Source organism: Achromobacter sp. JUb104 (genome assembly GCF_024806975.1).
GTDB classification, from domain to species: Bacteria; Pseudomonadota; Gammaproteobacteria; order Burkholderiales; family Burkholderiaceae_B; genus Achromobacter; species Achromobacter spanius.
In genome coordinates this window covers 2,383,952-2,404,173 of the sequence record NZ_JANUEY010000001.1, presented here as the reverse complement: position 1 = coordinate 2,404,173, position 20,222 = coordinate 2,383,952, and the positions used below count along the sequence as shown (strand labels likewise).

The following is a 20,222-nucleotide window of genomic DNA, read 5'->3' as shown; positions in this document are numbered from 1 at the left end:
AGCTTAAGCGCCCGGCCGCGTCAACGCCGCATGCTGCGCCAGAGCGTGGCGGGCGGCAGGCCGAGGGCCGGCGCGATGTCTTTCTGGATCAGGCGTTCCACCGCCATCAGGATCACGTCGCGCGCCTCGGTGGGCAGCTTGCCCACCTCTTGCTGGCGCGAGGCCAGGTATAGCGTGCGCGACAGGCCGGGATCATCGGCGCGCGTCACGCCCAGATACGGCGCCAGCGGCAGCACCCGCAACTGGTCCACGAAATGGCGCGACTGCCAGATGCACAGCGGCGTGCTGATCGCAAAGCCGATGCCCGCCGTGACCAGGCTGAGCAGCGGATCCGTGTTGTCGAATTCGAAGGTGCGTTCGATCATCACGTCGTGCGCTTCGATCAGGCGGTCGATTTCCGCGCCGATGAATGAACGCGCGCTGTAGCGGATGAACTGCATGCGCTTGCCCAGGTCTTTCAGCGAGCCGATCTTGTCCACGTCCAGCGTGCGCGGCACGATCAGCACATAGGGTTCGCTGAACAGGCTGATCTTGCGGATGGTGGGCTTGCCCGCTACGGCGCTGGTGGTGACGACAAGGTCCAGTTGCCGGTCTTCCAGTTGCTTGTCCAGCACGGGCGTAATGCCCGACCACAAACGAATCTGGCGCGACGCGCCGGACAGGCCATGGATCAAGGTTGGCCCCAAGGTGCCGGCAAAGGAATCCACGCAGCCGAAGCGCACGATGTTGCGCTTGGCGCGGCTCAGGTTGCGCACGCTTTCCGTCATGTCGCCGGCTTGCGCCAAGAGGCGCGCGGCGTGATCGAACAGCAGTTCGCCCGCCGGGGTCGGCCGCGCCGGCCGCGTGCTGCGGTCCAGCAGCTCGGTCGACATGGCGGCTTCCAGTTGCTTGACCCGCTGCGACACCGCCGCCTGCGACAGGCCCAGCAGGCGCGCCGCGCCGGACACCGACGCGGCTTCCACCACCGCCACCCAGGTCAACAGCAGGCTCCATTCCGGATAGTTTTCCGTCGTGCTGAAGGAAAAGCGGTTCATGGCCTGGGTGGTCCTGGATGTGGTGGGGGGAAAGGCTGGCGCTTGGCGTTTATCGCTTAGCGCTCAGCGCTTGGTGCTTAGCGCTGGCGCGCCGTGGTCTGCTCCAGCGCGGCCCGCACCATGGCTTCGACCACCGGGATGACGCGGCCGGCCAGGTCGGGGCGATAGCCGTAGGGATGCGTTTCGTCCATGTAGGTGGACTGGCACATTTCCAGTTGGATGGCATGTACGTTGTCGGCCGGCGAGCCATAGTGGCGCGTGATGTAGCCGCCCTTGAAGCGGCCATTGACGGCCCAGGTGTAGTCGGTGCAAGGGTCCAGTTGCGCCTGGACGGCGGCCAGGATGTCGGGCGCGCAGGCGGCGCCGTCGGACGTGCCGATGTTCAAGTCGGGCAGCTTGCCGTCGAACAGGCGCGGCAACACGCTGGCGATGGAATGCGCTTCCCACAGCAGCACGGTGCCGTGCTCGGCCTTGATGCGGTCGATTTCGCTGCGCAGTTGCGCGTGGTACGGCTGCCAATAGGTCTGCAAGCGCTGCGCGCGTTCGGCGTCGGTCAGCACGGCGTCGTCCTGGTAGAGCGCATCGCCACGGAAGGTCTGGGTGGGGCAGAGACCCGTCTTGGTCTGGCCGGGGTACAGGCTTTCATCGTTGGGCGGGCGGTTCAGGTCCACCACATAGCGCGAATAGCGCGCGCCGATCACGGAAGCGCCCAGGGCCTGGGCAAATTGGTACAGCGTGTCCAGGTGCCAGTCGGTGTCGCCGGACTGCAAGCCCAAGGGCGTCATTTGCGCGCGCTGCGCATCGGGAATCTGGCTGCCAAGATGGGGAATGGAAATCAGCAGCGGGGCGGTGCCACGGCTGAAATGAAAGAGGTCGCTCAAGGGAAAACTCCGGGTCACAAAATGAATGCGCGGCGGTGGGTGGGCTGACAGGCGCTGCGGGTGGGACACGATAGCGTCGTGCCGTCTTCGCTGTGCCAGCTATCCCAGCTATCCAGCTATGCTAGGCAGCGGCATCCGCCACGGCAATTGCATCAGTTTAATGGATGTTGATAATCAGAAAGCCTGATGCTGATGGCGCGGGTGGGGCGACACCGGGGAATGGGTAAGGTAGAGTGCGCTACACAACCCGCGGCAAGGTCCGCGCTTGTTTTTCCCGTACATTCTTGCCCGCATTTTTTTCAGGAGTTCCATGATTGATGACCTGATTGAACTGGCCAAGCTCACCAGTCTGGGCCTGGCGCTGATGCTGCCCTTGGCCAACCCCCTGACGTCCATGACCTTGCTGCTGTCGCTAGGCGGGCAGATTCCTTATAAAGAGCGAGAACGCCAGGTGACGCAGGCGGCGTTCTATGTGGTGGGCGTCATGCTGGTGACCTACTACGCGGGCGCGTGGATCATGCACACGTTCGGCATCTCGATTCCGGGCCTGCGCATCGCGGGCGGGCTGATCGTGGTCAGCATCGGGTTCAGCATGCTGTTTCCGCCGGCGGAACCTCGCACGCTGGCCGCGGAAGCAGCGGCCGACGCCCAAACCCGGCAGGTGCCCAACATTGCGTTCGTGCCGCTGGCGCTGCCCGGCACGGCGGGGCCCGGCACCATCGCCATGATCATCAGCGGCGCGGCCTCGGTGGATGCCTCCATTACGCCGCAATACCCCGAGTGGGTGGTTGTCGTCACCCCCGTCATCGTCTTCGTCTTGCTGGGCGTGCTGTTCTGGGTGTGCCTGCGCTCGGCGGGCCGCATCGTGGCGGTGATCGGGCAGAGCGGCGTCGAAGCCATCTCGCGCGTGATGGGCTTTCTGCTGGTGTGCATGGGGGTCCAGTTCGTCATCAACGGCGTGCTGGAAATCGTGAGCCAGCATGGCGGTGGCTAAGCCGGCGGGGCAGGGCGGCTTGCGCCGAGGGTTGGCCGTGGCAGGACGGGTGTTGTTGACGCTGCTGCTGGCCGCGTCCGCCGTGTGGGGCTGCTTGGCACTGGCCTATCAAGCGCCTGGTGGCGCGTGGGGCAAGGGGGCCGCGGGCCTGGTGTGGACCGCGTTATGCGTGGGCGCCGTGCTGGCGCTGTGGTGCAAAACGCGGTGGCGCGCAAGCCGGTGGCGGCGGCAAGCAGGGTGGGCCTACGTGATCGGGTTGGCGCTGCTGTGCGGTTGGTGGCAGACCCTGGCGCCAAGCAATGACCGCATCTGGGCCGACGACGTGGCGAAGATGCTGCGCGGCACCGTGCAGGGCTCAACGGTCACGCTTGAAAACGTCCGCAATTTCGACTGGCGCGCGGACGACGACTACACCGTGCGCTGGGAAACGCGGCAGTACGATCTGGACCAGCTTGAGTCCGTGGACATGGCGCTGTCGTACTGGGCAGGCCCAGCCATCGCGCACACGCTGGTTTCCTTCGGCTTTTCCGACGGGCGGCACGTGGTGTTCTCGGTTGAAATCCGCAAGGAACGCGGCGAACAGTTCTCGGAGATTGGCGGATTCTTCAAGCAGTTCGAACTGAGCGTGGTGGCCGCCGAAGAGCGCGACATTCTGTATGTGCGCGCCGGGCCGCGCGGCGAAAGCGTTTACCTGTATCCGGTGCGCATGCCCGAGCGCGCCATGCGTGAACTGTTCCTGTCTTACGTGAATACCGCCAACACGCTGGTCACAACGCCCCGGTTCTATCACACGGTCACCGCCAATTGCACGACGCTGGTCTACCACATGGTGAATGCGATTGTGCCGGGCTTGCCGCTGGATCACAGGCTGTTGCTGTCGGGCTATCTGCCCGAGTACCTATACGAGCAAGGCGGGTTGGACGACAGCGTGGCCTTGGAAGAACTGCGCAAGCGCGCTTCGGTCGGCCCTCTTACCGCGCCGGAAGAGGACCCCGTCGCGTTTTCCAGGCGTATCCGGCAGCAGCCATGACGTGTTTCTCTGAGTTACGGAACAGTGTTTTCCACCCGGGAAACGGCCAATTTCGCTGGTTTTGTGCGGTACAGTAGCTGCCAAATACGCCGTATGTGAGTTTTTCGCACACGATTTTTCGTCTGGTTTCCAAGCCGGAATGTTCTTCAAGGAGGGGCGTCAGATGTCCTGGCCAACCCTGGTTATTGCAAGCGTTGCACTGATCGCTTTTGCCGCTGTGTTGTTGCGCCACCCCGGCGTCGTCCTTTACGACTGGTTCGCTGCGCGCAGAGTCGCCCGCATTGCCCCCCGTACTGCCGCCCGCATTGCCGCCACCCGCGCGACAGGCGCGCCCCGCGCAACGGCGCACGCCGCCAAGCGTGTCGAACCCGCGCCGTCGGTCAGCTAGCCCTCCGCAGCGAGGCGCTCCCGCTAGTCTCCCGCAGCGAATCTCCCGCGCCCGCTTTCATTAGCGCCGCCGCGTCTGTTTCCCCACACCAGATAAAAAAAGGCCATCCGATCACGGATGGCCTAAGTACAGATAGGCCGCCCCGACTCTGCTCAGCAGGGGCGGCCCGCAGCCTGTTTAGAAGCGATGGCGGATGCCGGCGCCAACAGTGCTGATCTTGTTGCCGTTGATGAAGGCGGCGCCGTCGGCGTAGGAAGCCAGGGCGTACAGGTTGGTGCGCTTGGACAGGTCGTACGTGTAGCCGACGCTGTAGATGTCCATGGCGTACAGGTTCTTGTTCGGGTCAGCACGCTGCCACGACGCGAAGATGTTGCTGGCCGCGCCGATCGGGGCGCTCACGCCAACCATGTACGAGTTGATGCGCAGGCCGTCCCAGGTGAAGCGGCCGTTGGTGAAGCCTTGGCCTTGGGCCGTGCCACCGGCTTGCTGGCGGCCACCCATCAGCGAAAAGTCTTGTCCGGCGAAGACGCCGTCTTCGGAACGGCCATAAGCCAGCGACAGCTTGATGACTTCGAAGTCGTAAGCGCCACCGATGATGAACTGCTGCGGTTGCGGCTGGTTCGGCTTGCGGTATTGCACGTCATAGGACAGGGCCAGCTTCAAGGGGCCGTTGTCGTAGCGCACGCCGGCCGTCCAGGCGCGGTTGTTTTCCTTGGTCTTGAAGCCGGTCGGGCCTTCGACGTCGTCCGTCGAGAACGAGTAACCGACGCCGCCTTGGAAGCCGCTCCAGACCGGGGTCTGGTACATGACCATGTTGTCGTAGCGAACCGTGTTCGCGGCGCTGAAGGCCAAGCCCATGTTGGCGTTCAGGTAGTCCAGCGCGAACGGATCGATGTCGCCGAAGTACTTGGATGCGATGTTGGTTTGGCGGCCCAGTTCCAGCAGACCAAATTGGTCGCTGTTCAGGCCCACCGTGGCTTGGCGGCCGAACAGGCGGTCACCTTGCGAGCGGTTGCCGTTGTTAGCCGTAAAGCCGCTTTCCAACGTGAAGACCGCCGACAGGCCGTCGCCCAGGTCTTCCGTGCCGCGCAAGCCAAAACGCGAACCGTTCTGGATGCCGTCGTTCATGCCGATCCGGGAGTGGTAGTCGCCGCCATTCACGCCACGGTTTGAATCGGTGGTGCCGACCTTGCCGCGTTGATAGGTCATGCCCAAGTCAACGATGCCGTACAAGGTGACGGACGTTTCCGCCTGCGCCGCACCGGCCATGCCAGCCAAAATCGCGCCAACGAGCAAAGTTTTTGTTAGTTTCATATCCACATCCGGTTCTAAGGCTTGCGTTGCCTGCTTTCAGGGGAGTGAAAGCAGCCCAGGCCTCAACAATAGGGAAGGCGGCTCGAAAACATGAAACTGAAAACTACGTAATGGTTCTGGATATACATATTGGGGCCGTATTCAGCTTCGCTCCCTCTGACAGCAGGCTGAAGCAGTAAATATCAGTTACCCCGTTCACATCTAAAAACGGGGCGCGCTATGGCTTGCTTACAACAGTCTGGGCCAAGTCGTGGGGCGGGCAGCCGGCTCGTGTTGCGTCAAGCATTGATCTGATTACGGAAAATGCCGGCCGCCTCGTCGCGTACAAATTGATAAATTGTGTCTGCTATTTCGTTGCGATTTAGACGGAATTCCGCTTGACGGGCGCGCCCGGTCCGTCAGCCCGCGGGCCGTTGCAAACCCAGGTGCCCGCGCAAGTTGCTGTGTTCGTATTCCGTACGGAACAGCCCGCGCCGTTGCAGAACCGGAATGACGTGATCCACGAAATCGTCGATGCCGCCTGGCAATGACGGCGGCATCAGGTTGAACCCATCCGCCCCTTCGTTCTTGAACCAGTGTTCGATCTGGTCGGCAATATGCTCCGGCGTGCCCACCATGGTGCAGTGGCCGCCACCCGCCGCCAGGCGCCCCAGCAATTGGCGCACGGTGGGTTGTTCCGTTTCGATAATCCGCAGAATCGTGGCGTAGCGGCCCTTCGGGCCCTTGAACTCATGCAGGGGCGGCAGCGGCGGCACGGGGGCGTCCAGTTCCCACGCGGCGCAATCCTGCAACACAAACGTGCCCAACTGGCGTAACGAGGCATCGCTGGGCAACAACACGTCCAGCTCGCGCTGCTTGGCGCGCGCTTCGGCCTCGGTCGACCCCACATAGGTAACCAGGCCCGGCATGATCGGCACAAAAGCGCTGCGGCCGGCGGCGCGCACTCGCTGCTTGATGTCGCGGTAATAGGCTTGCGCGGCCGGCAGGTCGTAGGCCACGGCATAGATGGCTTCGGCGCGCCGGGCGGCCAGGTCGCGGCCCTGGTCGGATGCGCCCGCCTGGAACAGCACGGGATGCCCTTGCGGCGGGCGCGGTACGGTCAGCGGGCCGTCCACCAGGAAATGGTCGCCGTGGTGGTGGATCTGCCGTACACGTTCGGGGACGCCGTAGAAGCCGTTGCGGTCGATGGCCAGGGCGTCGTCTTGCCACGAGTCGAACAAGCGCAAGGCCACGTCGACGAATTCTTCGGCGCGCGCGTAACGCCAATCGTGGCCGGGCATGGCTTCAAAGCCGTGGTTGCGCGCTTCGGCGTCGAACATGGACGTGACGACGTTCCAGCCCATGCGGCCGCCCGAAATGTGGTCCAGCGACGCCACCATGCGCGCCGCGTGAAAGGGCGTGAAAAAGGTGCTGGACACCGTGCTGATCAAGCCGATGCGATGGGTGGCGCGCGCAATCGCGGCCATGGTCGTGAGCGGTTCCAGGTACCAGCGCGGCCCGTCGCCGATGTTGTCGGTGGACTGCCCGTCGGCAAAGAAAATGGCGTCGAGCTTGCCGCGTTCGGCCGTCTGCGCCAGCGCTTCGTAATAGCTGATGTCGCCCAGCCGTTCGGCGGCGGAGTCCGGGTGGCGCCACGCGGCGCGGTGGTGCCCGCAGCCGAAGATGAACAGGTTCAGATGCAGCATGGCGATCAATTCTTGACGAGGCCGCCGTCCACGACCAGGTTCTGGCCGGTGACGCTGCGCGACCAGGGGCAGGCGAAGAACAGCACCGCATCGGCGAACTGGTCCGGCGTGGTGACGGCGCGCAAAGGCGTGCTGGCGGCAATCAGGTCGAACACCGCTTCGGGCGTGGCGGCCGATGCATCGGTGGTGCGCAGCAAGCCGCCCGACACCATGTTGACCGTGATGCCATCCGGGCCCAGGTCCTGCGACAGCGTGCGCGTGAACGACAGCAACGCGGCCTTGGCGGCGGTGTAGTCGTGGTACGGCACCACCGGGTTCTGGACCAGGTTGGTGCCGATGTTGATGATGCGGCCGACGCCTGCGCTGCGCATGCCGGGCAACGCGGCCTGCGTGGTGTTCAGCGCGCCGCGCACGCAGCCTTCGATCTGCTGGTTCAGGTTGTCCCAGGTCAGGGTGTCGGCGTGGGGGCGCGCATCGCCATTGAACTGAAAGGCGGGCAGCGCATTGTTGACCACCGTGGTCACCGGCATGCCGAAGTGGCTTTGCGCCTGCGCGATCATCCCGGCCACGGCGGCGGCGTCGCGTACGTCGGCCTGTACTGCCAACGCCCGGTCGGGCGCGGTGGCGGCCAGCGCCTGGGCGGCATCCGCACTGTTCAGATAATTGATCACCACGCGCGCGCCCTCGCGCAGGAAGGCCCGCGTGATGTGCGCGCCCAATCCACGGGCGCCTCCCGTGACAATAACCAGCTGTTCGTTCAGGGCAGGGGAGCGATGGGCAATGGACATGGTGGGCTCTTCAGTTCACCGGCACGCATGCAAACAGGTGCCGCAAGCGGGCGAACTTAGCACGAATCCATGCGTTGACATTGGCTCGCCGCGACCCTAATCTTGCGGCAATTCCTGGGGGAGCCTGTTTGGGCTGAGATTCCGCGTCATGCGGTAACCCTTTGAACCTGATCCGGGTAATGCCGGCGAAGGGAAGGACATCGCACGGTTCGTGCGCCCTCCCTAGACTTTCATCCATCAGCGGCCCCTGTTTCTCACGGGCCGCCGCGTTGCGCGTCCGGCTGTCGGCCGGGCCAGGGAGGACTGTTTTTCATGCTGACCCAAACCACCGCCTTGTTGTGGCTGCTGCTGTTTTCAGGCGGCTTCGCCGTTGCCAGCGTGCTCTATACCCGTCGCAAGCGCGGCACGCTGGAAGACTACATCGTGGCCCGCAACAGCCAGGGCGCGTTCGGCACCATCCTGACGCTGATGGCGTCAACGCTGGGCGCGTGGATCCTGTTCTCGCCCGCACAGGCCGCTACCTGGGGCGGACTGGCGGCGGTGATCGGCTATGCGCTGGGGTCCATGTCGCCGCGCCTGGTAATGATTCCGCTGGGGCGGCGCATGCGTGAACTGATTCCGCACGGCCATACCCTGACCGAATTCCTGATGGCGCGCTATGGCCGCCCGATGTACGGGCTGGCGCTATTCATCATGCTGTTCTATCTGTTCATTGCCTTGTCGGCCGAAGTCACGGCGATTGCCAAGCTGGTCACCATGCTGGCGCCCGTGCCGCTGTGGACCACCGCCGCCATCGTGATGGGCACGACGCTGCTTTACACCACCTACGGCGGGCTGCGTTCGTCGATCTTCACCGACCAGGTGCAGATGATGGTCATCGTGCCGTTGCTGGTGATCCTGTGCGTGGTGGGCTGGCAGGCGGCGGGCGGCGCGCTGCCCACCATCGAAGCGTTGCAAGCCCGCGCGCCCCAATTGCTGGATTTGACGGACCCCGTGGGCGTGAAGGCGGGCCTGACGTTCTTCGTGGCAATTCTGTTGACCGGCATCTTCCATCAGGGCAATTGGCAGCGCATCTACGCCGCGAAAGACGCGCGGTCGATGCGCAATGGTTTCCTGCTGGGCGGTATTCTTGCCGCGCCGTTCATCTTCTTGATGGGTCTGTTCGGCCTGGCGTTCGTGGGCCTGGCGCCGCAGGGCGATAGCTCTGTCGCGCTGTTCAGCGTCATCATGCCGCACGCGCCCGCCTGGTTCGTGATCGCCTTGATTCCGCTGGGCCTGGCGCTGGTCATGAGCACGGCCGACACGGCGATCAGTGCGGTGTCCAGCATCGTGGCGGTGGACATGCGCCGCCTGATGCCGCACGCCAATGGCCGCGACATGAAGCGACTGGCCCGCTGGGCCGTGCTGCTGCTGGCGATTCCCGTGATGATCGTGGCCTCGCAAGGCTACAGCGTGTTGTATCTATTTTTGCTGGCCGACCTGCTGTGCTCGGCCGCGGCGTTTCCGGTTTTCTACGGCCTGTTCAGCCGCAAGCATGATGGCGCGACGGCCACCACGGCAACGGCGGCGGGCCTGGCGGTAGGGCTGTTCTTCTTCCCGGCGCCGGGCGACAAGCCCACGTTCTTGCTGGAATCGTTTTTGCTGGCGGCGTTCGTGCCGGTCGTGGTGACGGTGCTGATGCGCCTGGCACGCCGTGGGGTGAAGGAGTTTGATTTGTCGACGCTGAGCGCGGCGGTGCGGCGGCTGGATAAGGACGCGGTTTGAGTACGCGGTCCATGTAGCCCCCCAAAAACAAAAAAGCCTTGGAACACATGTTGGTGTCCAAGGCTTTTCCGTCTGGTGTTTGGTGGAGCGGAGGAGGATCGAACTCCCGACCTTCGCATTGCGAACGCGACGCTCTCCCAGCTGAGCTACCGCCCCAATGAAGCAAGAGCAAAACTATACCTGAACTTCAAAGCGCCGCGCAATACGGCGCTGGGCAATTATTTTCAGACGAATTCCAGCGTGGCCACGACCGGCGCGTGGTCCGACGGCTGCTCGTTGCGGCGCGGTTCCTTGTCGATGACGCAGGCCACGCAGCGCTTGACCAGCGGCGCGGACAGCAGCACGTGGTCGATCCGCAGGCCGGCGTTGCGACGGAAGGCGAATTGCCGGTAGTCCCACCACGAAAACGACTTCTCCGGCTGCTCGAACAAGCGGAAGGAATCGGTCAGGCCCAAGTCGAGCAGCGCGCGCAAGGCGGCGCGTTCGGGCTCGGACACCAGCACCTGGCCTTCCCATTTTTCGGGGTTGTGTACGTCTTCATCGGCGGGCGCGACGTTGTAGTCGCCCAGCACGGCCAGACGCGGAAACTGCTTGATCTCGTCGGCCAGCCAATTGCGCATGGCGTCAAACCACGCCAGCTTGTAGATGTACTTGTCCGAATCCACCGACTGCCCGTTGGGGCAATACGCGCAAACCACGCGCACGTCGCCTTCGGGGCTGGGAAAGGTTAGCGCCAGCACGCGCTGCTGCGGGTCTTCATAGCCGGGAATGTTGCGCACCATCGTCGTGCCCGGCACCCGCGACACGATCGCCACGCCGTTATACGTCTTCTGGCCCGCCCAGACGGCGTGGTAGCCGGCTTCCTTGAAAGCCGCCTCGGGAAACTTGTCGTCCGTCAGCTTCAGTTCCTGGATGCACAGTACGTCAACCGGATTGGCCGCCAGCCAATCCAGCACCTGCTGCAGGCGTACGTTCAAGGAATTCACGTTCCAGGTGGCGAGTTTCATGATTTTGTAGTGCCTTTACTCATGCGGGTCTTGGCGATAGCGCCTGCCAATGTCGTGCTTGCCAATAATCCGGACTGGCTGGGCATTCGGCGATGCGTTCGGAGTGGGCCGGCAGGCGCCAGGGGTAGGGGCAGATGATACCGTGGCGGCGCGGCCATGCGTGCCAAGGGGGCGGATGGCTGTGGGCGAACGCCGGAAGGGCAGGGAACCGGTCTTACATTTCGCCTTTTTGCAGGCGAAAACCTGGGTAACTGCCTAGACTGCTGGAACACTTCATTTCGGAGCCGTCCATGAAAACCATGTCCAGGCAAGACGTCCAAGCGCAATTTGTTGACCTGCTTGACGAAACCCTATCCACCCGACCGCACGCGCTGGTCAGCGAGGGTCCTGAGTTGGCCGTCAACATGCGCGCGAACGCGCGGAATCCAACGATGCCAGCGGTCAGGCCGACACTCAAGGCTCTTTTGCTGAGTGATTTCGCGCGGACAGAACACTTGACGCCCGCCAGGGCCGAAAAGCGGTTGCTGACTCCTTCATCAGGTCGCCGATAAGTTTATGTTCTTGCTGGACACCAATGTCGTTTCAGAGCTGCGACGGCCAAAGCCGCATGCGGGGGTCGTCGCTTGGCTGCAATCGGTGGATGACAGTCGATTGCACTTGTCCGCGGTAACCGTTGGCGAGATTCAGGTTGGAATTGAACGGACAAGAGTTCAGGATGCGGCCAAGGCAGATGACCTTTCGTGCTGGTTAGACGCTGTGCAGAATGCCTATAACGTGTTGCCCATGCATGGAAGAGCCTTTCGCCTCTGGGCGCAATTGATTCATGGCCGTTCGGACACGCTGAACAAGGACGCCATGATTGCGGCCACCGCCAAACTGAGCCAATTGGTCATGGTGACGCGCAACGTCAGCGATTTTGTTCAGTTCGATGTTCAAATCCTCAACCCATTCACCCCAGCCCCACCCTGATCAACTCTCCGAGCCGCTGTTCAGCATCCGGCTCTTCGCTTTTTCAATATGGGCGCGCATGACGTTGCGGGCGCCGTCGGCGTCTTGTTCCTGGATCAGGCGGTAGATGTGGCGGTGTTCGTCGATGGCGGCGCGGGTGCGCTTCCAGGGTTCGCTGTGTACCAGGTGGCGCATGACGTTGACGGCGTGGCTGACGTCGTATTCCAGCGACTTCAACACTTGCACGAAGCGCTGGTTGCTGGTGGCGGTGGCGATGGCGCGGTGAAAGCCGTAGTCGTAATGGTGGGCGATGGCCCCCGATGCGTCGGCCTCTTCGTAGCCGGTCAGCATGCGGTCCATCTCGCGCAGGTCGTCGCTGCTGCGGCGCAGGGCGGCCAGGTAGGCGCATTCGGGTTCGATCACCATGCGTAGTTCCAGGCCTTCCAGGATGTGGCCGACGCGGCGTGCCGGGTCGACGGCGGGCATGCCGCCCATCAGGTCGGGCTTGGCGCGGACGTAGGAGCCCGAGCCTCGGATGGAATCCACCAACTGGTCTTCGCGCAAGCGGTCCAGCGCCTGCCGGACCACCGGGCGGGACACCTCGAACAGCGCGGCCAGTTCCAATTCGGTGGGCAGCTTGTTGCCGGGGGCGATCTTGCCGGTGGCAATCGCGTAGAACAGGCTTTCATAGACGCGCTCGGCAAAGCGCTCGGCGCGCACATAGCCCAAGCCCGACGCCACGTCTGCCAGCACGTCCAGTTCAGGACGGGGGCGCGAGGCGGATTCCAGCAGGGAATCCAGTTGGGGGTCACGCACATCGCTCATTGGCGCGTTCCTGAAGAGGTTGAAAAAATCCGAAGGTTGTCAGTCGCCATGACAGAAATCGCGGGTGGCAAACCGGCAGGCAGAGGCTTGATATCTAAGGGATTACCCGAATCCGACGTCAAAAATCCTGAAGCTTAGGAAGAAAGCTGTCAATTCAATTGACAAGTTAGGGGGGCTCCCTTAATTTGCTTTCAGACGTTTGCCACGGGGCGTTTACCCCAGCCTTTGCCTTGGGCGTTTACCACCCGGCATGCAGCACATCGCATCACTCACATCGCCCGCGCCTTGACGCGCACCCCAGGCCATTCGGCCGCTACTTTACTCCGCACATCGTGACTCAGAAGAACTTTATCGCCAACCAATGGGTGGCCGCCGCCACCGGTGAAACCATCCCCGTCCTCAACCCGTCCGACGGCAAGCCCTTCGAGTCGATCGCCCGCTCAAGTGAGGCGGATGTCGACCGCGCGGTGCAGGCCGCCCGTCAGGCATTCGAAGGCGAGTGGGGCCAGATGGCGCCCGCCGTGCGCAGCCGCCTGTTGATGAAGATTGCCTTCGCGCTGCTGGATCGGCAGGAAGAGTTGGCCCAACTGGAATCCGCCGACACGGGCAAGCCCATCAAGCAGGCGCGTGCCGACGCCGCCGCCGTGGCGCGCTATTTCGAGTTCTATGCCGGCGCCGTCGACAAGCTGCATGGCGAGACCATTCCCTACACCCCGGGCTTCACCGTGTTGACCGTGCGCGAGGCGCATGGCGTTACCGGCCATATCGTGCCCTGGAACTATCCGCTGCAAATTTTTGGCCGCAGCGTGGGCGCCGCGCTGGCCGCGGGCAACGCCTGCGTGGTCAAGCCCGCCGAAGATGCGTGCCTGTCGCTGTTGAAGCTGGCCGAGATTGCCGCCGAAGTGGGCCTGCCCGCGGGCGCCCTGAACATCGTGACCGGCTATGGCCACGAAGCCGGCGCCGCCTTGTCCGCGCATCCCGGTATCGACCACATCTCGTTCACGGGTTCGCCGCAGACGGGCAAGATGGTGGCCCACGCCGCCGCCGACAACCACGTGCCGGTCACCCTGGAACTGGGTGGCAAGTCGCCGCAGATCGTGTTTGACGACGCCGACCTGGACGCCGCCTTGCCCGTGCTGCTGGCCGCCATCATTCAGAACGCCGGACAGACCTGCTCGGCGGGCAGCCGCGTGCTGATCCAGCGCGGCGTGTACGAAACCGTATTGAAGCGTTTGTCGGAGGCGTTCGCGGCCACGGTGACCGGCCCCGCCGCGCAAGATCTGGACGTGGGCCCGCTGATCAGCGGCCGTCAGCAGGACCGCGTGCGCGGCTTCCTGGCCGAAGCCGAAGCCGAAGGGCTGAAAGTGGCCGCGCGCGGCACGCTGAAAGAAGGCGCGCCCGAAGCGGGCTATTACCAGCCGCCCGTGCTGTTCCGCGACGTGCCGCCCAACAGCCGCCTGGCGCAGGAAGAAGTGTTTGGCCCGGTGCTGGCCGCCATGGTGTTCGACACCGAGGAAGAGGCGCTGGAAATCGCCAACGGCACGCTGTACGGCCTGGTGGCCGGTGTCTGGACGCGCGACGGCGGCCGTCAGATGCGCTTGGCTCGCAAGCTGCGCGCCGGCCAGGTCTTCGTCAATAACTACGGCGCCGGCGGCGGCGTGGAACTGCCTTTCGGCGGGTCGCGCCAGTCGGGTTACGGCCGCGAAAAGGGCTTCGAAGCGTTGTACGGCTTCACCACCTTGAAGACCATCGCCATCCGTCATTGATGGCAGGGCGGGTGGCGTTCGCCACCCGCCTGCTTCGGGGCGGCGCCTGGCAAAATATCGGCAAATATCGGTTAACGTTCAGGTTTTGCTTCAGGGGCTCGCCGCCCCGTATTCAGGATCCGTATGTTCACCGGTATTGTTCAAGGCACCGCGACGATCGCGAAGATCGCGGATCGCGAAGGCCTGCGCACCTTCACGCTGGATTTCCCCCCTGGTTTCTGTGTTGACCTGGCCATCGGCGCCAGCGTGTCGACGGACGGCGTCTGCCTGACCGTGACCGAGCTGCTGTCCGACAACCAGGCCACGTTCGACGTCATGCTGCAAAGCCTGGCGATCACTACGCTGGGCAGCTACGCCGAGGGCGACCGCGCCAACGTCGAACGCGCGGCAAAAGACGGTGCCGAAATCGGCGGGCATCCGCTGTCGGGCCATGTGGACTTCACGTCGGAAGTCGTCATGGTGAAGTCGTCGGACACCAACCGGCTGATGCGTTTCAGCATCCCCGAAGCGTTCCGCAAATACGTTTTCGCCAAAGGCTACATCGCCATCAACGGCGCCAGCCTGACCGTGTCCGAGGTGAACCGCGCCGAAGGCTGGTTTGAAGTGTGGCTCATCCCCGAAACCCGCCGCATGACGGTGTTCGAGGACAAGCAGGTGGGCGATTTCGTGAACATTGAAATCGAACGCAGCACGCAGGTAATGGTTGATACCGTGCGCGAAACCGTCCAGGAAAGCCTGGGCAAGCTGCAACCGCTGCTGGAAGCCATCTTGAAGGAAAAGGGCTTGACCCTGGAAGACTTCATCAGCCCCCAGGGCAAGCTGAAATAGCACCCGAGTTCTGAGACAGCCCCGGAGCGCCAAGCCCGGGGTTTAAGCCTCGGTTCTATGCCTCGTGGGTACTACCCATTGAACGGCCGGCCTTGAGGCCGCACGCGGATGCCCGGCTGCAAGCGGGTCCAGGGCAGATCCGCCGGGTCGGCCTGCATCGGCCCCGGCGCCTTGGCCACCAGCACCTCGTGCGCGATGGGCTGGAAGTCGGCGCGAAAATGCACCGAACTCTTCACGACCAGAATCCCCATTTCCTCGGGCTGCACTCCGCCCACGCGGAACAGGTTGCGGTCCAGCATCTGCGCCTTGCTGGCGCTGACCACCACGCGCACGCCGCCGATGCGCAGGCCGGCCACGGCGCCCAGGTCCACGTCCATGCCGTGCATCATCGGTCCGTCAAAGCGCAGCTTGCCGGGCGATAGCGTTTCCACCACGAATTCCCCCGTGAACGGGGCATCGCCCGCCACGCCCGACTGCCCACCCAAGCTAAGCGTCACGGTCTGGCCGACGCCGGCGGCGGTAGCGGCGCGCACCGCGTCGGGGTCATAGAGCAAGCCCAGCGCGGCGTTCTGCGCATCGGCCTCCACCAGCGCGCGCAGCATGCCCGTGGTGTTGGCGTCGCCGCCCGCGCCGGGGTTGTCCTGGGTGTCTGCGATCACGATAGGGCGCGATGCGCCCGCCGCCAGCGCCTGAGCGCGGCGCACGGCATCGGCGGGTTCCAGGAAGTCGGGCGACCATTCTGGTTCAAGCTCCAGCACCTGCTTGTAGAGCGTGTCGGTAACGTGTTCGACGGCCGCCGCATCGGTGCCGTAGGCCCACACCACCGGGCCGCATTCCGGAAAATCAGCCGCCGGGAAACCGGGCGCGAACGACATCGACGTGACCCCTGGCGTCTGCTCCAACTGGGCCAGCGTTTCGTACACGCCTTGCGACGGTTGCAGCATCGTGCACATGCCGTTGATGGGAATCAGGAAGGGCAGGCGGCGCACATGCCGGGTCCAGCGCGAGCCGGCCGCGATACGGGCCAGCAGCAGGCGCGCCGCCTGTTCGCCGGTATCCGCCATGTCCACATGCGGATAGGTGCGAAAGGCGACCAACGCATCGGCCTCTTGCAGCATCTGCGCGGTGACGTTGGCGTGCAGGTCCAGGCTGGCCACCACCGGCACGTTCGGCCCCACGATCTGGCGCACCCGCGCCAGCAGTTCGCCTTCGCCATCGTCCAGGTGTTCGGTGACCATCGCGCCGTGCAGGTCCAGGTAGACAGCGTCGTAGCGGCCCGACCGCGTGGCATCCAGGATTTCGCCGGCAATACGTTCAAACGCGTCGCGCGTGACGTGGGCCGAGGGGCTTGCTCCGGCCCAGATCACGGGATGCACGCTATGCCCCTGCGCCTGGATGGCGTTGATGAAACCGCCTGCGGGAATGTTGACCGAGCGCAGCGCCAGCACGTCCTGGCCGCGCGCCATGGCGGGAAAGCCTTCGCCCCGGACAAAGTTGTCGTACCCGGCCTTGGAGGGCGCAAAGGTATTGGTCTCGTGCTGGAAGCCAGCCACCAGGATGTGCATGTCGTTTCCTCTTGGATTCAGGTCCGTGAATTTCCGGGTCTGCCGAATTATTGGAGAGGGCGCGGGCTTTCAGCAATAGCGTTGTCCGCGCGCGGGCTCATTCCCTTTGCCCAGCCCCGATTTCGCGGGAAATCCCTGATCAAACTCGCGTTGCGTGTGCCCGATGGGCTCGCTTAGAATATTTTTATGAGCTACGTAGGTATTGCTAAACAATACTTCAAAGCAAGCACGACGAACGCGGCATTTATCGGAACGGGGCAAGCGCGCCGGCCGCTTCCGAGCCGAGTTCCGTCACACCCAGGCGCATCAAGGTTGCAGGACTTCATGCGGACAGATGAATACGAAGGGCGGGATGGTTTGGGCTTGGCCCAACTGTTGGCTTACAACGAAACCACCCCGGCCGAACTGATGGCATGCGCGCTGGAACTTGCCGACACGCGCGGCAAGCCCCTGAACGCGCTGACTTATGTGCAGCCCGATACGGGCCGCGATCTTGCCGCCGAATGGCGCCAATGCGGCGTCTTTCGCGGCATCCCCTTTATCTTGAAAGACTCGGGCCTGCCCAGCCGGCGCTTTCCGTCCAGCCTGGGTTCGCATCTGTTCGACGACACGGCTTATGACATTGACGCCACCTTGGCCGAACGTTTCGAGGCCTCGGGCCTGATTCCGTTTGCGCGCAGCACGGTGTCGGAACTGTGCATGGGGCCGTCCACCGAAGCGCGCCGCAACGGCGGCGCAACGCTGAACCCGCGTGCGCTGGACCGGTCGGTCGGCGGCTCCAGCGGCGGCGCGGCCGTGGCCGTGGCGGCGGGCATCGTGCCGGTGGCGCACGGTAGCGACGGCGGCGGGTCGATCCGGATTCCGGCGGCTTGCTGCGGCGTATTCGGCTTGAAGCCTAGCCGGGGCCGCGTCCCGATGGGCCCGGCGCGCGGCGAAGGGTGGGGCGGCATGGCCTGCGAAGGCGTGCTGTCGCGCAGCGTGCGCGATACCGCCGCCGCCTTGGACGGTATCGGTGGCTATGCCGCTGGCGCGCCGTATGCCGCGCCGCCGCAGCCGGGCTCGTACCTGGATTCGGTGCGTGAGCAGCGCCGCGAACCGCTGCGCATTGCGCTGTGGCGCCGGGCGTGGAACGGCATCGCGATTGCTCCGGAATGCCTGGCCGCCGTCGAACGCACGGCGCGCCTGTGCCGCGAACTGGGGCACGAGGTGGTCGAGGCCCCTTTGCCCGACCTGGATTACGCCGGTTTCGTCCGCGCGCACGGCACGGTGCTGGCCACCAACATCGTGCTGGCCGTGCAGGCCCGCCTGACGCTGCGCGGCCGCGACTTGCGCGACGACGACCTGGAACCGGTCATCCGCGATGGCCTGTCCGTGGGCCGGGGCCTGTCCGCCACGCAATACGTAGATTCGATCAACCGCTTTCATGCCATCGGCCGCGCCATCGAATCGGCGATGACGGGCTTTGATCTGGTGCTGACGCCCACCTTGGCGCAGTTGCCCGCCAAGCTGGGCGAGCTGGCGCTAGAGGGCGAGTTCTGGGCGTTTCGCGAAAAGGTGTCGCGCTACGCCACCTTTCTTGCGGTGATCAATGCATCGGGCCAACCGGCGGCCAGCCTGCCGCTGGACTGGACTGAAACAGGGGTGCCCGTGGCCAGCCAGCTGATCGGGCACTTCGGGCGCGAGGACCAGATCCTGCGCCTGGCGGCGGAGTTGGAACGCGCCGCGCCTTGGGGCACGCGGCAAATCCTGCTGCCCTGAACCACGCCACGGTCCGCCGCCATGCCGGGGGCGCCGTTCAAAACCATACAAGGGGAAGAAATGAAACGCGCTTTTCTGTTTTCCGCCACATTGTTCCTGGCCTCGGCAGGCCCGCTTGCCGCCGTGCCCACGGCCAGCCAGGCCGAGACCACCGCCAAGTTTGTGATGCATGCGCCGCTGCGCGTGCTGGACCCGATCCTGACGTCGGCCTACGTCACGCGCAATCATGGCTATCTGGTCTACGACACGCTGTTCTCGATGGACGCCCAGGGCCAGCCCAAGCCGCAGATGGTCGATTCCTGGACCGTGTCGGAAGACCGGCTGACCTACACCTTCAAGCTACGGCCCGGCCTGAAATTCCATGACGGCGCGCCGGTGACGGCGGACGACGTCGTGGCGTCGTTGCAGCGCTGGGAAAACGGCGACCCCACCATCGGCAACCGTCTGAAGCAGGCCACGGCGGAACTGGCCGCGACCGGCGCTGACACCTTCACGCTGAAGCTGCGCACCGCCTATGGCTTGGTGCTGGAATCGCTGGCCAAGGAAAGCTCGCCGGTGCCTTTCATCATGCCCAAGCGGATTGCGTCCGTGCCGGCCTCGCAGGCTATCAGCGAAACGATCGGTTCGGGCCCCTACAAGTTCGTGCAGGCCGACTTCCAGGCAGGGGTCAAGGCCACCTACCTGAAGTTCGCGGACTACGTGCCGCGCAAGGAACCGGCCAGCGCCTTCGCGGGCGGCAAGGTCGCCCGGGTGGACCGTCTGGAACTGGTGAATATCCCCGACAGCCAGACGGCCGTCAACGCGCTGCGCAACGGCGAGATCGACTTCCTGGAAGACGTGCCGCCCGACCTGATGCCGCAATTGAAAGACGCCAAGGGCATCACGCTGAAGTCCTACGGCAAGAACTCCAATATGTTCACGCTGCGCATGAACTGGCTGCAACCGCCGTTCAACAACGTGAAGGTGCGTCGCGCGGCGCTGGCCGCCTTGAACCAGGTGGACTACCTGGACGCGCAGATCGGCGACCCCGAGGTTTACCAAGTGTGCGGCGCGGTGCTGACCTGCGTGTCGCCGTATGCGTCTGAAGCCGACGCCACGCAGATCAAGGCGCCAGACCTGGCGCATGCGCGCCAGCTGCTGAAAGACAGCGGCTACAAGGGCGAAAAGGTGGTGGTGCTGCACCCGACGGATCTGCCCATCTTCGCCAACATTGCGCCCGTGACCGCGCAGGCGCTGCGCAGCATCGGCATGAATGCCGAGATCCAGTCGATGGATTGGGCCACCTTGCTCAGCCGCCGCAGCAAGAAGGACGGCGTGGAGCAGGGCGGCTGGAGCATCTTCCAGTCGAACATGTCCAGCCTGGACCTGATTTCGCCCGTGGGCAATCCCAACCTGGACGGACGCGCCGGTTCCACCTACCCCGGCTGGACGCACGACGACGCGATGGACGCGCTGCGCACCCGCTTCGCCGCCGCTCGTACTGAAGCCGAACGGCGCGACATCGCCACCGCCATCCAGCGCCGCAACTACGAACAGGTCATGTATGTGCCGCTGGGCGGGTATTCGAAGTTCAAGGGCTATGACGCCAAGTTCGCCGATCTGGTGGACGCGCCGATTCCGCTGTTCTGGACCTCGGCCAAGTAGCGG

Annotated in this window: 18 protein-coding genes, 1 tRNA gene and 1 riboswitch; of the genes, 10 read left to right on the top strand and 9 right to left on the bottom strand. The window is 64.3% G+C overall.

The features are described 5' to 3' along the window. Positions 1 to 20: 20 nt before the first annotated feature. Together M2361_RS10855 and hutG are read right to left on the bottom strand one after the other, a co-directional pair. The gene (locus tag M2361_RS10855) at positions 21 to 1,034 is read right to left on the bottom strand and encodes a LysR family transcriptional regulator (protein WP_127184213.1); all 1,014 of its coding nucleotides are present in this window, start codon (positions 1,032 to 1,034) and stop codon (positions 21 to 23) included. A gap of 77 nt (positions 1,035 to 1,111) precedes the next feature. Next, complete coding sequence (gene hutG, locus M2361_RS10850) at positions 1,112 to 1,915, bottom strand: N-formylglutamate deformylase (RefSeq protein ID WP_050447943.1); 804 nt, start codon at positions 1,913 to 1,915, stop codon at positions 1,112 to 1,114. Between the two features lie 310 nt (positions 1,916 to 2,225). On the opposite strand from hutG, the gene M2361_RS10845 reads away from it, so the two are divergent. The 3 genes from M2361_RS10845 to M2361_RS10835 all read left to right on the top strand — a co-directional run bounded on the left by M2361_RS10845 (position 2,226) and on the right by M2361_RS10835 (position 4,327). Beyond that, on the top strand, positions 2,226 to 2,909 hold the full coding sequence (locus tag M2361_RS10845; protein WP_279994534.1) for a MarC family NAAT transporter: 684 nt from the start codon (positions 2,226 to 2,228) through the stop codon (positions 2,907 to 2,909). Then, positions 2,896 to 3,939, top strand: a complete 1,044-nt coding sequence (locus tag M2361_RS10840) for a DUF4105 domain-containing protein (protein WP_259248913.1) — start codon at positions 2,896 to 2,898, stop codon at positions 3,937 to 3,939. The genes M2361_RS10845 and M2361_RS10840 overlap by 14 nt, the downstream gene beginning before the upstream one ends. Before the next feature lie 163 nt (positions 3,940 to 4,102). After that, entirely contained in the window at positions 4,103 to 4,327 is a 225-nt protein-coding gene (locus M2361_RS10835) for a hypothetical protein (RefSeq protein ID WP_259248911.1), read from the top strand. Between the two features lie 177 nt (positions 4,328 to 4,504). Here the strand turns inward: M2361_RS10835 and M2361_RS10830 are convergent, their stop codons facing one another. From M2361_RS10830 to M2361_RS10820, 3 genes are all read right to left on the bottom strand, one after another. Further along, positions 4,505 to 5,641: a porin gene (locus M2361_RS10830; protein WP_259248908.1), complete on the bottom strand. Its 1,137-nt coding sequence runs from the start codon at positions 5,639 to 5,641 to the stop codon at positions 4,505 to 4,507. 398 nt (positions 5,642 to 6,039) lie between these two features. Then, entirely contained in the window at positions 6,040 to 7,326 is a 1,287-nt protein-coding gene (locus M2361_RS10825) for an LLM class flavin-dependent oxidoreductase (RefSeq protein WP_259248906.1), read from the bottom strand. Positions 7,327 to 7,331: 5 nt separating this feature from the next. Further along, positions 7,332 to 8,114, bottom strand: coding sequence for a 3-oxoacyl-ACP reductase (locus tag M2361_RS10820; RefSeq protein WP_259248904.1), 783 nt, complete (start codon positions 8,112 to 8,114; stop codon positions 7,332 to 7,334). A gap of 106 nt (positions 8,115 to 8,220) precedes the next feature. Continuing rightward, a riboswitch (TPP riboswitch) is annotated at positions 8,221 to 8,325 on the top strand. Positions 8,326 to 8,426: 101 nt separating this feature from the next. Between M2361_RS10820 and M2361_RS10815 the strand changes: the two genes are divergently transcribed. Continuing rightward, entirely contained in the window at positions 8,427 to 9,878 is a 1,452-nt protein-coding gene (locus tag M2361_RS10815) for a sodium:solute symporter family protein (protein WP_259248902.1), read from the top strand. 80 nt (positions 9,879 to 9,958) lie between these two features. Here the strand turns inward: M2361_RS10815 and M2361_RS10810 are convergent. Together M2361_RS10810 and xth are read right to left on the bottom strand one after the other, a co-directional pair. After that, a tRNA-Ala gene (locus tag M2361_RS10810) sits at positions 9,959 to 10,034 on the bottom strand. Positions 10,035 to 10,102: 68 nt separating this feature from the next. Then, positions 10,103 to 10,885, bottom strand: coding sequence for an exodeoxyribonuclease III (gene xth, locus M2361_RS10805; protein WP_259248900.1), 783 nt, complete (start codon positions 10,883 to 10,885; stop codon positions 10,103 to 10,105). 290 nt (positions 10,886 to 11,175) lie between these two features. Between xth and M2361_RS10800 the strand changes: the two genes are divergently transcribed. Both M2361_RS10800 and M2361_RS10795 read left to right on the top strand, forming a co-directional pair. Next, a complete protein-coding gene (locus M2361_RS10800) occupies positions 11,176 to 11,436 on the top strand; it encodes a prevent-host-death protein (RefSeq protein ID WP_259248898.1) in 261 nt (86 codons plus the stop codon). A 4-nt stretch (positions 11,437 to 11,440) separates the two neighbouring features. Next, positions 11,441 to 11,854, top strand: coding sequence for a type II toxin-antitoxin system VapC family toxin (locus tag M2361_RS10795; RefSeq protein WP_259248896.1), 414 nt, complete (start codon positions 11,441 to 11,443; stop codon positions 11,852 to 11,854). On the opposite strand, the gene M2361_RS10790 is transcribed toward M2361_RS10795, so the two are convergent. Continuing rightward, positions 11,855 to 12,658, bottom strand: coding sequence for a FadR/GntR family transcriptional regulator (locus M2361_RS10790; RefSeq protein ID WP_259248894.1), 804 nt, complete (start codon positions 12,656 to 12,658; stop codon positions 11,855 to 11,857). A gap of 329 nt (positions 12,659 to 12,987) precedes the next feature. Between M2361_RS10790 and M2361_RS10785 the strand changes: the two genes are divergently transcribed. After that, entirely contained in the window at positions 12,988 to 14,424 is a 1,437-nt protein-coding gene (locus tag M2361_RS10785) for an aldehyde dehydrogenase family protein (protein WP_259249277.1), read from the top strand. A 123-nt stretch (positions 14,425 to 14,547) separates the two neighbouring features. Further along, positions 14,548 to 15,252, top strand: a complete 705-nt coding sequence (locus tag M2361_RS10780) for a riboflavin synthase subunit alpha (RefSeq protein ID WP_259248892.1) — start codon at positions 14,548 to 14,550, stop codon at positions 15,250 to 15,252. 71 nt (positions 15,253 to 15,323) lie between these two features. Here M2361_RS10780 and M2361_RS10775 read toward each other — a convergent pair whose 3' ends face one another. Then, a complete protein-coding gene (locus M2361_RS10775; RefSeq protein ID WP_259248890.1) occupies positions 15,324 to 16,817 on the bottom strand; it encodes a M81 family metallopeptidase in 1,494 nt (497 codons plus the stop codon). Between the two features lie 324 nt (positions 16,818 to 17,141). Here M2361_RS10775 and M2361_RS10770 point away from each other — a divergent pair, with 324 nt between their 5' ends. Next, positions 17,142 to 18,575: an amidase gene (locus M2361_RS10770; RefSeq protein WP_259248888.1), complete on the top strand. Its 1,434-nt coding sequence runs from the start codon at positions 17,142 to 17,144 to the stop codon at positions 18,573 to 18,575. 60 nt (positions 18,576 to 18,635) lie between these two features. Next, complete coding sequence (locus M2361_RS10765; RefSeq protein WP_259248886.1) at positions 18,636 to 20,219, top strand: ABC transporter substrate-binding protein; 1,584 nt, start codon at positions 18,636 to 18,638, stop codon at positions 20,217 to 20,219. The last annotated feature ends 3 nt before the right edge of the window (positions 20,220 to 20,222 follow it).

Coding starts and splice junctions, on each gene's coding strand:
- M2361_RS10825 (WP_259248906.1), bottom strand. CDS start 7,326: ATGCTGCATCTGAACCTGTTCATCTTCGGCTGCGGGCACCACCGCGCC.
- M2361_RS10765 (WP_259248886.1), top strand. CDS start 18,636: ATGAAACGCGCTTTTCTGTTTTCCGCCACATTGTTCCTGGCCTCGGCA.
- M2361_RS10845 (WP_279994534.1), top strand. CDS start 2,226: ATGATTGATGACCTGATTGAACTGGCCAAGCTCACCAGTCTGGGCCTG.
- M2361_RS10840 (WP_259248913.1), top strand. CDS start 2,896: ATGGCGGTGGCTAAGCCGGCGGGGCAGGGCGGCTTGCGCCGAGGGTTG.
- M2361_RS10830 (WP_259248908.1), bottom strand. CDS start 5,641: ATGAAACTAACAAAAACTTTGCTCGTTGGCGCGATTTTGGCTGGCATG.
- M2361_RS10835 (WP_259248911.1), top strand. CDS start 4,103: ATGTCCTGGCCAACCCTGGTTATTGCAAGCGTTGCACTGATCGCTTTT.
- xth (WP_259248900.1), bottom strand. CDS start 10,885: ATGAAACTCGCCACCTGGAACGTGAATTCCTTGAACGTACGCCTGCAG.
- M2361_RS10795 (WP_259248896.1), top strand. CDS start 11,441: ATGTTCTTGCTGGACACCAATGTCGTTTCAGAGCTGCGACGGCCAAAG.
- M2361_RS10815 (WP_259248902.1), top strand. CDS start 8,427: ATGCTGACCCAAACCACCGCCTTGTTGTGGCTGCTGCTGTTTTCAGGC.
- M2361_RS10790 (WP_259248894.1), bottom strand. CDS start 12,658: ATGAGCGATGTGCGTGACCCCCAACTGGATTCCCTGCTGGAATCCGCC.
- M2361_RS10800 (WP_259248898.1), top strand. CDS start 11,176: ATGAAAACCATGTCCAGGCAAGACGTCCAAGCGCAATTTGTTGACCTG.
- M2361_RS10780 (WP_259248892.1), top strand. CDS start 14,548: ATGTTCACCGGTATTGTTCAAGGCACCGCGACGATCGCGAAGATCGCG.
- M2361_RS10855 (WP_127184213.1), bottom strand. CDS start 1,034: ATGAACCGCTTTTCCTTCAGCACGACGGAAAACTATCCGGAATGGAGC.
- M2361_RS10775 (WP_259248890.1), bottom strand. CDS start 16,817: ATGCACATCCTGGTGGCTGGCTTCCAGCACGAGACCAATACCTTTGCG.
- M2361_RS10770 (WP_259248888.1), top strand. CDS start 17,142: ATGCGGACAGATGAATACGAAGGGCGGGATGGTTTGGGCTTGGCCCAA.
- M2361_RS10820 (WP_259248904.1), bottom strand. CDS start 8,114: ATGTCCATTGCCCATCGCTCCCCTGCCCTGAACGAACAGCTGGTTATT.